12 protein-coding genes are annotated in these 13,184 nt (G+C 36.5%); 1 reads left to right on the top strand and 11 read right to left on the bottom strand.

All coding sequences use genetic code 11. The features are described from left to right. Window positions 1–176: 176 nt before the first annotated feature. The 11 genes from ACFSUL_RS15905 to ACFSUL_RS15855 all read right to left on the bottom strand — a co-directional run bounded on the left by ACFSUL_RS15905 (window position 177) and on the right by ACFSUL_RS15855 (window position 12,692). Window positions 177–1,352 carry an ABC transporter substrate-binding protein gene (locus ACFSUL_RS15905; RefSeq protein ID WP_377936921.1) on the bottom strand — a complete coding sequence of 392 codons (1,176 nt, stop codon included), beginning with the start codon at window positions 1,350–1,352 and terminating at the stop codon, window positions 177–179. A gap of 80 nt (window positions 1,353–1,432) precedes the next feature. After that, on the bottom strand, window positions 1,433–2,140 hold the full coding sequence (locus tag ACFSUL_RS15900) for an ABC transporter ATP-binding protein (protein WP_377936920.1): 708 nt from the start codon (window positions 2,138–2,140) through the stop codon (window positions 1,433–1,435). Continuing rightward, window positions 2,124–2,897 carry an ABC transporter ATP-binding protein gene (locus ACFSUL_RS15895; RefSeq protein WP_377936919.1) on the bottom strand — a complete coding sequence of 258 codons (774 nt, stop codon included), beginning with the start codon at window positions 2,895–2,897 and terminating at the stop codon, window positions 2,124–2,126. Before ACFSUL_RS15895 ends, ACFSUL_RS15900 begins: the two co-directional genes overlap by 17 nt. Next, on the bottom strand, window positions 2,897–3,901 hold the full coding sequence (locus tag ACFSUL_RS15890; protein WP_377936918.1) for a branched-chain amino acid ABC transporter permease: 1,005 nt from the start codon (window positions 3,899–3,901) through the stop codon (window positions 2,897–2,899). Before ACFSUL_RS15890 ends, ACFSUL_RS15895 begins: the two co-directional genes overlap by 1 nt. Further along, window positions 3,901–4,764 (bottom strand): branched-chain amino acid ABC transporter permease, encoded by an 864-nt coding sequence (locus ACFSUL_RS15885; RefSeq protein WP_377936917.1) that lies wholly within the window; start codon window positions 4,762–4,764, stop codon window positions 3,901–3,903. The genes ACFSUL_RS15890 and ACFSUL_RS15885 overlap by 1 nt, the downstream gene beginning before the upstream one ends. A gap of 98 nt (window positions 4,765–4,862) precedes the next feature. Next, a complete protein-coding gene (locus ACFSUL_RS15880) occupies window positions 4,863–6,452 on the bottom strand; it encodes a long-chain-fatty-acid--CoA ligase (protein WP_377936916.1) in 1,590 nt (529 codons plus the stop codon). 311 nt (window positions 6,453–6,763) lie between these two features. After that, window positions 6,764–8,437, bottom strand: a complete 1,674-nt coding sequence (locus ACFSUL_RS15875) for a sigma-54 interaction domain-containing protein (RefSeq protein WP_377936915.1) — start codon at window positions 8,435–8,437, stop codon at window positions 6,764–6,766. Then, entirely contained in the window at window positions 8,434–9,351 is a 918-nt protein-coding gene (locus ACFSUL_RS15870; protein ID WP_377936914.1) for a ketopantoate reductase family protein, read from the bottom strand. Before ACFSUL_RS15870 ends, ACFSUL_RS15875 begins: the two co-directional genes overlap by 4 nt. A gap of 133 nt (window positions 9,352–9,484) precedes the next feature. Next, complete coding sequence (locus tag ACFSUL_RS15865) at window positions 9,485–10,690, bottom strand: acyl-CoA dehydrogenase family protein (RefSeq protein WP_377936913.1); 1,206 nt, start codon at window positions 10,688–10,690, stop codon at window positions 9,485–9,487. Window positions 10,691–10,928: 238 nt separating this feature from the next. Beyond that, complete coding sequence (locus ACFSUL_RS15860) at window positions 10,929–11,657, bottom strand: DsbA family oxidoreductase (protein ID WP_377936912.1); 729 nt, start codon at window positions 11,655–11,657, stop codon at window positions 10,929–10,931. Window positions 11,658–11,897: 240 nt separating this feature from the next. After that, window positions 11,898–12,692 (bottom strand): TIGR00266 family protein, encoded by a 795-nt coding sequence (locus ACFSUL_RS15855; protein WP_377936911.1) that lies wholly within the window; start codon window positions 12,690–12,692, stop codon window positions 11,898–11,900. A 279-nt stretch (window positions 12,693–12,971) separates the two neighbouring features. On the opposite strand from ACFSUL_RS15855, the gene ACFSUL_RS15850 reads away from it, so the two are divergent. Continuing rightward, window positions 12,972–13,166 carry a small, acid-soluble spore protein, alpha/beta type gene (locus tag ACFSUL_RS15850; RefSeq protein WP_071412307.1) on the top strand — a complete coding sequence of 65 codons (195 nt, stop codon included), beginning with the start codon at window positions 12,972–12,974 and terminating at the stop codon, window positions 13,164–13,166. Window positions 13,167–13,184 lie beyond the last annotated feature (18 nt).

Below are 13,184 nucleotides of genomic sequence, written 5' to 3'. Positions count from 1 at the left end.
TGAGGTAAAAAGCAACCTTCCTTTTGTCCTTGTAATGTTTGTCAGCCTAGGATGAACCGATACCACTTTTTGATAAAAAAGATAGGAAAAAAATAGATGGTCACGAATAGACAGAGACCATCTTAGAATATATTAATCTTAAAAATTGTCCTGCACTAACTGCAGGCTAACCTCTTTTACTCTTCAACTGATTTCTCAACAATTTCTCCATCTTCTACAACACCCATGCGAAGATAAGTTTCTAAACCACCTTGTTTATCTATTTCCGTAATATCATAAATTTTCTTATCGTCCGGTACATTATCTAACCCTTCCTGTACATGTGCCATTATCTTGTCGACATCATCGACTGTTCCAGCCGCCTTCATTGCTTCTACAAATAAGTATACGGAGAGATAATGATAACCGGCTTCAGAACCAGGATTTTTTTCATGTTTTTCTATATAATCATTAATAAATTTCTCATTTCCTTCATATTTCGAATTTATGAGTGGCAATACTCCAACAGAACCTTCAGTTAATTCAGCTCCTCCTAAAACAGCTTGAATTTCATCAAGTTTTGCTTGATCCATAATTAGGAATCCGCCTTCGAACCCTAAGTCTCTTGCTTGTTTCATAACTAATGCAGTTGGTTCAGAAGGCCCACCAACAAATAATACATCAGGATTTTTCTTTAAAGCATTGGTTACAATTGTGAAATAGTCAGTGTCTTTACTGAAATCGATGGATCCTTTGTAGACTACCTCTCCACCTAATTCTTTCCATCCAGGTTCTAACAGTGCTGCCCAGTCTTTTCCGTACTGAGTTGCTGTAGGAAGCATAGCGATCTTTTTACCGAACCGTTCCATTTGATATTTAGAGAATGGTTCAATATAAGAACTATATTTTGGTGGTATGCGTAACGTTAATGGATTTCCCTGTTCTGTAATCGCAGGTTCACTAGAATATGCACCGATAATAAATTTATCTTGTTGGTTAAACACTTGCGTTGCAAAGATACCGCCACTATGAGGAACGTAGACAATTGGCGTATCATTTTCTTGTACTAATCTTTTTGCATTTGATCCTGCTTCATTTGGCAGGTATTTGTCATCCAATGAAACTAGATTAAGCGTATGTTTTTTCCCATCTACTTCAAACCCACCGTTTTCATTGATTTCTTCCACTGCCATCTCGAGCCCACTTAGTGCATTCTCCCCGTAGTAAGCTGCAGGACCACTTAGCGGGCCAGTGAAACCGATGTTTACAACCCCATCTTCTCCACCCGATGAAGAACTACTGCTACTACATGCTGATAAAACAAGTGTTAACATGAGTACGCTATAAAGAAATACTTTTTTAAACTGCAACATCCCATTTCCCCCTTTATTCGATTATTAGGATAAAATAACTTACTGAAAAATTAGTTACACCCCCTTCCGAGTGGGTTTTCTTAGGCACCAATATAAGCTTTTCTAATATCATCATTTTCAAATAAATCGTTACTTGTTCCTTCTAAGACAATCTTCCCTGTTTCTAAAACATAGCCACGATCTGCAATTCTAAGTGCAGCGTTGGCGTTTTGTTCAGCAAGAACAACAGTTGTACCATTTTTATTTATTTGTTTTATGACATCAAATACTTGTTCAACAATTAGCGGAGCAAGTCCGATAGATGGTTCGTCAAATAAGACAACACGAGGGTTGGCCATCAATGCCCTTCCAATTGCTACCATTTGTTGCTGACCACCGCTTAACGAACCGGAAGGAGAATCCTTTTTTTCTTTCAAAATGGGAAATAACTCATACACATTGTCTAAAGCCTTTTTTCTTTTGTCCTTATCTCTGCCAAGAACATATCCTCCCAACATAAGATTTTCATAAACAGACATTTGCGGAAATAACTTTCTCCCTTCTGCACATTGGACTATTCCTTCTTTAACAAGCCGATCAGGTGAAAGTCCTCCGATATTACTATCATTTAATTGAATGCTACCTGACGTTGGTTTGCTGAGCCCACTAATCGTACGAAAAATGGTACTTTTCCCCGCACCATTAGCTCCCAACAGAACAACTAACTCCCCACTATTTACTTCGAGATTTATGTCATATAATGCTTGATATGGTCCATAATGGACAGAAACGTTAGTTAGTTTGAGCAACTGCTTCACCCCCCAAGTAAGCTTCAATTACAACATCATTTTGCTTAATTTCTTCAGGCGTTCCTTCCGCAATTTTTTTACCATAGTTTAAGACCATAATTTTATCTGCAAGACTCATAATCATTTGCATTTTGTGTTCTATCAAGCAGATGGTAATGCCGTTATTTGCCATTTTTTTAATTAGTTCTGCGAGGCCATCCGTTTCGTCAGGGTTAACACCTGCAGCTGGTTCATCTAAAAACACAATAGATGGGTCAGTCGCAAGGGCTAATGCAAATGCTGTTCTTTTTTTTGCTTCTTGGGAAATTTCAGAAACCGGCTTATTTGCAATATCGGTAAGTCCGACAAACTCTAGAACCTCATATGCCTTCTCTTTGCATTCGTTCTCTTCTCTTTTGATACGTGGTGTACGAAATATGGCATCAAACAGACCTGACTTCGTTCTTAATCGGTGTCCAATGATTACGTTGTCTAAGACTGTAGATTGCTCAAATAAATTCGTAGTTTGAAAGGTTCTTGCGATTCCTAGTTTTGCAATTTGATTCGCTTTTAATGGGGTAATATCATTACCATCATAAATAACAGAACCAGACGTTGGCTGATGAAAACCACTAATTAAATTGAAGAAGGTCGATTTCCCAGCACCATTAGGACCGATAATAGCTGTAATTTTCCCTTTCTCAATTTCAAAATCAACATTATTGACTGCTGTTAATCCACCAAACTGTTTTGTTAATCCATTAACTTGTACTAGCATCATTTCTCCTCCTTTGCCGCTGCTGCCTCTACTTTTTTAGTTAAGCTCATTTTAGCCTTTTTAACTCGGTTCGCCATCCAATTCTGAATACCTCCTACAATTCCAGTCGGGTAGAAGATAATCAATATGACAAGAATCGGGCCGAATATAATCATACGGTAGTCTTGAAGAAATTGAAGATATTGCGAAACTCCCACAACAAGGAGTGTTCCGACCAAAGGACCCGAAAGTGTGCCTATTCCACCAACTAATAAATACATGAGCATATCGAATGTTACATTGATATAGGAAATATCAGGGCCGATAAATCGAATGAAAGCAGCATATAGTCCCCCAGCTATCCCTGCAAAGAAAGTAGATAACACAAAAGAAATTAGCTTTTGTTTCATTGTCTGTATTCCAATCGTTTGCGCAAGCTCTTCACTATTTCTAATTGCTACATAAGTTCTCCCTATCAATGAATTAACAATTCTTTTAAATAGAAAAATGACAACTATTAAAAAGAAAAGCATTAAATAGTATTGTGAAACCGGTGTATCAAATGTAATGGGACCAATAGGAGTCGGTGCCGGTATACCAATAAGACCTCTAACCCCTTCTGTAACCGCTTCCCATTTATAGATGATTAAATAGATGATATATCCTACACATAGGGTATAAATCGCAAAAAAATGTTCTTTTGTACGTAATGCAATAAGCCCAACAAGGAACCCAATAAATGTTGTAATAATAATGGATAAAAGAAAGGAAAGCCAAAAGCCAAGCCCAACTTTAACAGTAAGGACCCCCAAAGAGTAAGCTCCAATTGCAAAGAATCCAGCATGTGCTAAAGAAAGCTGCCCAGTGTACCCTCCAATTATATTTAATCCGTATACTCCAATGCTCCAAATAAAAGCCAGCGATAATATGTGTAAATAGTATTCATTATTAAAGACAAACGGGAAAAGAATTGCAGCTACAATCAAGAGCACTACTGCACTCTTTCGGTTCAAAAGTTGTGACATTATTGAACCCCCTTCGCAAACAATCCTTTTGGTTTAATTGTCAGAATGACAACTAATAACAGAAAAGCAATTAAATCTTTATAGTCGTTTGACACAAATGTAGCACCTAAACTTTCTGAAAATCCGATAATATACCCACCAATAATCGCACCAGGGATACTCCCCATCCCACCAATAATGATGATGACAAAGGCTTTTAATATTACTAGATGCCCCATTCCTGGAAATACTAGATTAATAGGGGACGCAATTGATGAGGCAATTGCAGCGAGAGCACCAGAGATGAAGAACGTTATCATTGCAATTTTGTTTGCGTTAATACCAACTAAAAAAGCGCCTTCTCGATTTTGCGACATTGCAATGATAGCAGAGCCAATCATTGTCTTTTTCAAAAATAAATGAAGAAGTACCATTACGACAATCGCAGCAAATACAATTAATAGTCTTTGAGTTGTTACAGTCATACCAAGAAATTCTACCGCATTTCCGTAAGGAGAAAGCATTCTACGATACTCTGCTCCCCAAACCAACTGTACTAGTGCTTCAAGAAATAACAAGATCCCAATGGCAGCGATTTTGTCATGAATTGGTGGTGCATGTCGTAACGGATGAAAAACGATTCTTTCCATTAAAACGGCTAAACCTCCAACAACTAATACGGATACAGCCATAGCAATCCAATAATGGATACCAAAGCTTTCCATCACAATTAATGTTACGTAACCACCGACCATATATAATGCGCCATGAGCAAAGTTTGGTATATGCAATATTCCATATACCAATGTAAGTCCTAATGCTACCAAACTGTAAACGCTTCCGATAGTAAGTCCATTAAAAAGTTGCTGTAGTAAAATATCCATCTCTTACCTCCTCCGTTCACACGAAAATGTTTATTTATTTTAGATGACAACTTAGTAATAATGCAGTGATGTTTGAATAAACTATTACTTGTAAAAAGTTATTGTTTAACGGTGTATAATTCTTTTAATTTTCTCTTTAGAATTTTTCCTACTGCTGTTTTTGGCAGTTCTTCCACGAATGTAACAATACTAGGAGCTTTATAGGCTGCAAGGCGTTCTCTGCAAAATTCAATTAGTTCCTTTTCACTTAGTTCCTCGTTTTCTTTTAGTACGACAATGGCTCGTACTGTTTCACCGCGATATTCATCTGGTTCACCAATTACAGCTGCTTCAAGTACTTTCGGATGGCTATAGATGACGTCTTCAATTTCAATAGGGTAAACATTATAGCCACTTGCAAGAATCATTTCCTTTTTACGCCCAACAATGTAAAAGAATCCATCTGTATCCATCATGGCTAAGTCGCCAGTAAATAGCCATCCATTTCGAATCGTTTGAGCTGTCTCTTCTGGCATGCCCCAGTAGCCTTTCATTATTTGTGGGCCACTAATGACTAGTTCTCCTACTTCACCTGCCGCCAATTCCTCTTCTCCTGTAGCGATATCGACTATTTTGGCATCGGTATTTGGAAGTGGGATACCTATACTTCCTCGTTTTTGTAAACCCGATATAGGATTTCTATGTGTGACAGGTGAAGCCTCAGACAGGCCATAACCTTCTGCAACAGATGTTCCGCTAACTTCATTAAAGCGATTAATAACTTCAACAGGAAGCGGTGCTGATCCACTACTACAAGTTGTAAGACAGCTAAGATCGAACTTGTATGTTTTGTAATAATTCAACAAGGCAATATACATTGTGGGAACGCCAGGAAAGGCGGTAGGTTTTTGCGTTTCAATTATTTTCACAACCTTTTCCACATCAAAACTAGCTACTAAAATTAAATTTCCGCCGTTGTAAAAAGTTAAATTCATCGCACTTGTCATGCCGTAAACATGAAACAATGGGGAAATCGTTAAGACTTTTTCCTCACCTAGACGAGTTTTAACAAGTGCTGTTGCAGCACTTTGTAAAGTATTTGCGACTAAATTATAGTGTGTTAACATAGCACCTTTAGATCTTCCGGTTGTTCCACCAGTGTATTGCAAAACTGCAACATCTTCTTTTGCATTAATTGGTACATCTGGCACAACCGTATCTCCGCTTTGAAGAAGTTGAGAGAAAGCACTTTCCTTTTTGAATGAAACAGAGATAATATCAGAAATAAATGTTTTATCCGCAATACTTTTAACAACGGGAAGAAGTCTGTCGAGTACGATTAACACTTTCGCTTTTGAATCGTTTAATACATGTAGCAGTTCAGACGATTTATACATCGGATTGATTTGGACAATTGTTGCTCCACACCTCAATGCTGCATAGTAACTTATAGAATATTGTGGGCAATTCGGAAGCATTATTGCCACCCTGTCACCTTTTTCTAGTCCCAGCCTATATAAGGATCCTGCGAGTTTCTTGATTTTTTGATCCAGTTCACCATACGTCATACTTTGGTTTTCAAACGTAATTGCCGTGTGATTTTCAAATTTCTCCACAGATTGTTCAAACAATTGACTTAATGAAATCTCGGGTATACTAATCTCTTTTGGGTTACCTTCAACTACATGCTTATACCATGGCTTTTCCATTTCTATCCCCCTCCTCATTTGGTTCGTACACTCACATAATAAAAATTGAGTGATTATGTATGCGACTTCCTTACTAACTAGAATGCAAAAAACATGCCAATAAAAATAAGCGAGAAAACCAATGATATTCATTATTGGTTTTCTCGCTTAATTCAATTATGAATTATAATTTTTTATCTTTTCTGAAAAATCGGACTTTTGCTTTGATTTATTATTGAATCGTTAATCCACTTTTGAATTTAAATTCAATTATTCTATAGAATATAGCCTTCCATTGAAAGAAATAAACTTTCATTTAATTCAAAATTAATTCAGGATAAGTTATACTTTTGTAACTTTCTTACAATTGTTGCCTGACTTGTTTTTAGTGCTTCTGCAATTTCATATGTAGTTTTATATTGTACTAAAGCTGATTTTAATACCGTGCGTTCCGCAAGTTCAACCGTTTCTTTAAGAGATAGACCTTCTGTTGAATTTATATTCATATCATTTTTCTTTTTATACTCCTCAGGAAGATCAGATACTGTTATTGTGGTATTCGGAATTGTTAAAACAAGACGCTCGATTAAATTCGAAAGTTCCCTCACATTACCAGGCCATTCATAATGGTAAAAGAAGTTGTTCAAATCTTTATCTAGTATCTTCGATTCACTGTATTTTTGATTATATCTATTAAGGTAATAATGGATTAATGGTAAAATGTCATCCTGTCTAAGTCGTAACGGCGGTATGGATACGGGAACAACATTCAAACGATAATACAAATCTTCTCGAAAATGTCCATTTTTCACCATTTCCTTTAAGTCTCTATTTGTAGCTGCTATTAACCGAACATCTACTTTTTTAGTTTTTGTCCCGCCCACTCGCATAATCTCTTTTTCTTGAAGGACACGGAGTAGTTTTACCTGTAAATCAAATGGAAGTTCTCCGACCTCATCTAAAAATAGTATTCCCTTATGGGAGAGCTCAAACATTCCAGCTTTTCCGTTCTTACTTGCCCCCGAGAAAGCACCGCCTTCATATCCAAATAATTCGGATTCTAATAGTTCTTTTGGAATGGCACCACAATTCACTTTTACTAGTTGTCCTTCTTTAAAACGTGAACTCGTTCTATATAGGTGACGAACTAATACGTCCTTTCCAACACCCGTTTCACCTAGTATTAAAATCGTTGTATCAAAACTAGATAGTCGCCCAACCATATTAAATATTTCTATCATTTTGTCACTTTTTATTATGACATCGGAGTCAATGATTGTAGACGCTTTTAATAGATTCAATTCTTCCTTATACTTTTCATTCAATTGCTGTGCCTTCTTTAGTTCACTGTTTAAGTCATTTAATTCAGAAAGATCACGGATGTTCGTTACGATTTTTTCTATTTCTCCATCTTCATTAAAAATTGGACTCCCTGTCATTAACGTCTCTTTTTGATTGAAATTTTTTTGTACAACAGAAACTGTACCTCTTTTTTCCATTACCTTTTGTGTTACTGATTCTTCTAAAATACCTCTTTTTATTAAATGGGTTGTATTTTTACCAATATAGTAGTGTTTAGGGATGCCTGTTATTCTCTCAATGGCTGAGTTTGTGTTTAATGTATTTCCATATTTGTCCGTAATATAGATGCCATCATACGAACACTCAATAATCGCATCTAGTTCGTCTTTAGACTTATCCAAATCTTTTACACGTTCAAGTAGGTCGAAAAATTCCGTACCATTTGCGACAACAAAAATTTTAAATGTTTTTTCATCTTCCTTATATTCATTATAAAAAAGTAGATATTTACTTTTATTTTTTGTTGCTAGCACTAAATTATTTTCTTTTTCATTCCAGTGATCAAAACTATTATGGATGGTGCGAGAATTTGAGAGAGAATGAGCAAGTACCTCATCTTTTTCTAAATGATATGACTGAATAACCCCGTTTATATCTGTTATAATTGAATTAAAAAAAGTGAATGTTACTTTCTCTTGTATCACACTCTCAACTCCTTACGATCCATAAAGGATAATAATGAATACAGTGTCTGAAGAATTGAAACATTTACTTGTAATTCTTTACCTTTACGAACAAAAAAGCCACATAATGATTCGATTTCCATTGGCTTTCCGTTTAATTTATCCTGAAGCATTGATGTTTGATGATCTCGTGCATAACTTGCTTTCATAAAAATTCGTTCGACAATATTATTTGGTAAAACAATGCCAACTTTCTTAGAAATCTCTAACGCTTCATTCAATACTTGCTCCGCAATAGTCTTTAAGTGATGATTTTCTAAAATACTTTTAACGGTTGCTTCTGAAACAGCAGATAATGGATTAAATGTAACATTCCACAATAATTTCTCCCATTTGGCATTAATAATATTATCAGAAAGGCTAGTGTGAATATTAGAACGTACAAATATCTCTTTAACCTTTGCTGCGACTCCCTTGCTTTCTTCCGTTAATGAACCTAAAACAATGGAATGCTTCCCCTGTTGTAAAATATGCCCCGCATTCTTAATTTCAGAGGTAAGATAAGCGGACCCCGCTAATACTTTTTCTATACCAAAATGTTCGATCAACACCTCTTCATTATCAACACCATTTTGCAGTGTAAGAATGACTGCATCTCTTTTTACATAGGGTTTTATTTGTTTTATTATATTGCTCGTTTCAGTAGATTTTACCGTAAAAAGGATAAGGTCTGCTTCCTCTATCATTTCTATGCTTTCATGAAACGGTGCATAGACGGTAAAGGTGTCGATTTTTGATGTTATCTTCAATCCTGATGTTTTCATTACTTGCAAATGCTTTCCTCTCGCAATAAAAGTAACATTTTCACCCGCTCTATGAAGTAATCCCCCGATGAAACCTCCAACAGCTCCAGCTCCAATAACAGCTATTTTCATGCTATTCCCCCTTGAACATCTACAATACACTCGCTAAAAAATTCTCCATAACTATTACTAATAGAATGTGGAGAATTTTAAATAGTCAAACTATTTTATGTGCATTAATAGCCCAATCGCTTGCTTACAAGTTTCACTTTACCGATAAATCTTCAAATGGCCATGAAGGTACAGGCTTACTTAACGGCTTATCTTCTCTAAATCCTAGCACGTATTCCGCCTGCATAATCGTATGAATCTCCCTTGTTCCTTCGTAAATAACAGGTGCTTTTGAATTTCGTAAATATCTTTCCACAGGATATTCATCGGAATACCCGTAGGCACCATGGATTTGAACTGCATCATTTGCTGCTTCATTCGCTATGTCACACGCTTGCCACTTAGCGAGTGATGTTTCTCTCGTATTTCTTTTTCCTTCATTTTTTAAGCAACCTGCTCGGTAGACGAGTAATCGAGACATTTGTAATCCAGCTTCCATTTTAGCAATCATTTGTTGAACAAGCTGGTGTCTTCCAATCTCCTTACCAAATGTACTTCGTTCATGACAATATTTTACGCTTGCTTCTAGACAGGCTTCAGTCAGTCCGCAAGCTCCAGCAGCAACGGTAAATCTACCATTATCTAGTGCAGACATCGCAATTTTAAAGCCTTCTCCTTCTTCACCTAATAAGTTTTCGGCTGGGACTCTTACATTATCAAAGAATAATTCACCTGTATTTCCAGCCCGAATTCCAAGCTTGCCTTTAATAGCTTTTGAGGAGAACCCAGGTGTAGTTCTTTCTACGATAAAAGCGGAAATTCCTTTATGTTTTTTACTCTTGTCTGTATAAGCAAATACGAGAAAATGATCAGCGACATCGCATAAGGAAATCCATGTTTTTTGTCCATTTAAAATATAATGATTACCATCTTTTACAGCAGTAGTGGCTAGCGAAGCAACATCAGACCCAGCGTTAGGTTCTGTTAAACCGAAAGCACCAATTTTTTCTCCTTTTGCTTGTGGGGTCAGATATTTTTTCTTTTGAAATTCATTCCCCCATTGAAGCAAGGTCAAACTATTAAGCCCTGTATGCACCGAAACGGCAGTCCTAAATGCAGTATCTCCTCGCTCTAATTCTTCACAAACAATCGCAAGCGTATTATAATCCATTCCGGAACCGCCATATTCTTCTGGTATACATACTCCCATTAAATTCAATTCTCCAAGCCTGTCCATTATGGCTGTTTCGAAAATACCTTGACGATCCCATTCAGCAATGTAAGGGTTAATTTCTTTGTCTACAAAGGATCTAACTAGCTTTCTTACCATTTCTTGTTCTTCTGAAAAATGAAAGTCCATATTACTCTTCCTCCTATTATTTACATAAAGTCTAGTATGTGTTCATAGGTGTGTTTTCTTTTGCCTTTCGAAAATACTGATTTTATACCTTAATTGTTATATTCATCATTATCCCTGTTATTCCCTTTTTTCTTTTATTATTTTATTTTTAGAACTTGTATGTACTTGGTACGGCACTATTCTATTTAATCGAAATCAAAATAAAAACCGTGCTTTTTAAGAGCACGGCTAGGACTAGTTAATTTTTTTCGTTTGGAATTTCACAGCCATCGTCACTACAAGTCATTCCGTCCGAACCTTCAGACGTTAATGTTTGCAAACTTGGTTGTGCATTTTCTTCTTCCCATACCTTTTGGAGAGCATTTGTAAATACTTCAAGGGGTTGTGCGCCAGAAATTGCATATTTTCGATTTAAAACAAAAAATGGAACACCTTGAACCCCAATGTTTCGTGCTTCTTCTTCATCAGCACGCACTTCATTTTCAAAATCGCTACTTCTTAGAACAGCCTCAGATTCATTACGATCTAGCCCAACTTCTTCAGCTAGTTTTAGTAATGTTTCATGACTGCCAATATGTTGAGATTGTGTAAAATATGCTTTTAGCAAGCGTTCTGTCATTTCAGGTGCCTTCCCAGCGTTTTTAGCGTATTTTGCTAACCGATGAGCATCGAATGTGTTTGTTGGAATCATATTATCAAATTGAAAATCTAGCCCAACTGTTGCTGCCTGTTGCCCCATATTTTCGTTCATCTTCTTTGCTTGTTCAATAGATGTTCCATATTTACTTGCCAATGCTTCATGAATTGTTTTACCTGAATTACGTTCCGAATTAGGATCAAGCTCAAAGCTCTTGAATATTACTTCCACGTCTTCTTTATGAGGAAACTGTTCTAACGCTTCCTCTAATCTACGTTTACCTATATAACAAAACGGACAAACAAAATCAGACCATACTTCTATTTTCATCATTACACCTCTTTAGTTGATAGTGTAAAAAGAATAGCATATTTTGATGGGAACTTACGTATATTTTGCTCATCGAATCCAATTACTATTATCGTGATGTTAAATAACTATTAGCATTCGTTCTTATACTATCTATATATTCGCTCGGAGCTATTGAACACCATTGAGCTTCTAATAAAAACAAGACATGCTTTTAAAACACGTCTTGTAGGGAAGGTAAATTATATATACTACAATCTGTTAATCATCACCATTCAGAAGATCACCTAATCCCCCTAAAATACTTCCTTCACCTGTTCTACCACCATTTTTAGGCGCACTTGCAAAAATACGATCAGCTAAACGACTAAACGGAAGGGATTGAATCCAAACTGTACCTGGACCACGAACGGTAGCGTAAAATAGACCTTCGCCTCCAAAAAAGGCAGATTTTATTTTACCAACGTACTCAATATTATAATCAACCTCTTTTGTCATCGCTACTAGACAGCCAGTATCAATTCGCAATGTTTCACCTGGCTGTAGCTCTCTTCTTTGGATTGTTCCTCCAGCATGAAGAAATGCTAATCCATCTCCTTCTAGTTTTTGCATAATAAACCCTTCGCCCCCAAAGAATCCAGTTCCTAATTTTTTCTGAAAATCAACTCCAACGGAAACACCCTTTGCTGCACATAAAAAGGCATCCTTTTGACAAATTACTTTTCCACCTAACTCACTTAAATCAACAGGGATAATTTTACCAGGATAAGGTGCCGCAAACGAAACATGCTTCTTTCCTACCCCATTGTTAGTAAAAACTGTCATAAACAAGCTTTCCCCCGTCAAAACGCGTTTTCCAGCACCGACGAGTTTGCCTAAAAATCCTGATTTCCCGCCTTGTGCTCCATCCCCAAATATTGTTTCCATTTCAATGCCATCTTCCATCATCATCATTCCACCGGCTTCAGCTATAGCACTTTCACTTGGGTCTAATTCGATTTCAACAAATTGCATGTCGTCCCCATGAAGCATGTATTCTATTTCATGTGAATTCATTAACAATTCCTCCCCTTTCTAATTAATGCCTCTTCGTTTTTTCAGCTCAAACAATTCTATATTCTACTTGTAACAATATTATTCCTACTGAATTTTATATTCAATTAAAAATATGTTCAACAATTAACGGGAATTTATATAAAAAATTGTTAGTACATCTGGAGTAAGTTAACTTTGGAAAAGATTGACCTGACCTTTTTCAATAAAATAATCTTTTTTGGGGGAAAATTAATAAAGAGCAATGGCTTTTGCTCAAATAATCGTCGGGAGTGATGTATCATGGCAAGAAACAAACTTGTTGTTCCTGGTGCAGAAAATGTTCTCAACCAAATGAAGGAAGAGATAGCAAGTGAGTTTGGAGTCACACTTGGTGCAGATACGACCGCTCGAGCAAACGGCTCTGTCGGCGGAGAAATGACAAAACGTCTAATCGCCATTGCAGAGCAATCATTAACAAATCAACAAAATCAATAAGTTCACTGTTAGACAGTA

This window comes from Bacillus seohaeanensis, from assembly GCF_042684945.1.
Classification (GTDB): Bacteria; Bacillota; Bacilli; order Bacillales; family Bacillaceae_B; genus Rossellomorea; species Rossellomorea seohaeanensis.
This window is presented reverse-complemented; position numbering and strand designations above follow the sequence as displayed.

What these genes read in the sequence shown, in the direction of transcription:
- ACFSUL_RS15855 (WP_377936911.1), bottom strand. Translation starts at nt 12,692, where the DNA reads ATGAATTCACATGAAATAGAATACATGCTTCATGGGGACGACATGCAA.
- ACFSUL_RS15865 (WP_377936913.1), bottom strand. Translation starts at nt 10,690, where the DNA reads ATGGACTTTCATTTTTCAGAAGAACAAGAAATGGTAAGAAAGCTAGTT.
- ACFSUL_RS15895 (WP_377936919.1), bottom strand. Translation starts at nt 2,897, where the DNA reads ATGCTAGTACAAGTTAATGGATTAACAAAACAGTTTGGTGGATTAACA.
- ACFSUL_RS15880 (WP_377936916.1), bottom strand. Translation starts at nt 6,452, where the DNA reads ATGGAAAAGCCATGGTATAAGCATGTAGTTGAAGGTAACCCAAAAGAG.
- ACFSUL_RS15870 (WP_377936914.1), bottom strand. Translation starts at nt 9,351, where the DNA reads ATGAAAATAGCTGTTATTGGAGCTGGAGCTGTTGGAGGTTTCATCGGG.
- ACFSUL_RS15890 (WP_377936918.1), bottom strand. Translation starts at nt 3,901, where the DNA reads ATGTCACAACTTTTGAACCGAAAGAGTGCAGTAGTGCTCTTGATTGTA.
- ACFSUL_RS15905 (WP_377936921.1), bottom strand. Translation starts at nt 1,352, where the DNA reads ATGTTGCAGTTTAAAAAAGTATTTCTTTATAGCGTACTCATGTTAACA.
- ACFSUL_RS15885 (WP_377936917.1), bottom strand. Translation starts at nt 4,764, where the DNA reads ATGGATATTTTACTACAGCAACTTTTTAATGGACTTACTATCGGAAGC.
- ACFSUL_RS15860 (WP_377936912.1), bottom strand. Translation starts at nt 11,657, where the DNA reads ATGAAAATAGAAGTATGGTCTGATTTTGTTTGTCCGTTTTGTTATATA.
- ACFSUL_RS15850 (WP_071412307.1), top strand. Translation starts at nt 12,972, where the DNA reads ATGGCAAGAAACAAACTTGTTGTTCCTGGTGCAGAAAATGTTCTCAAC.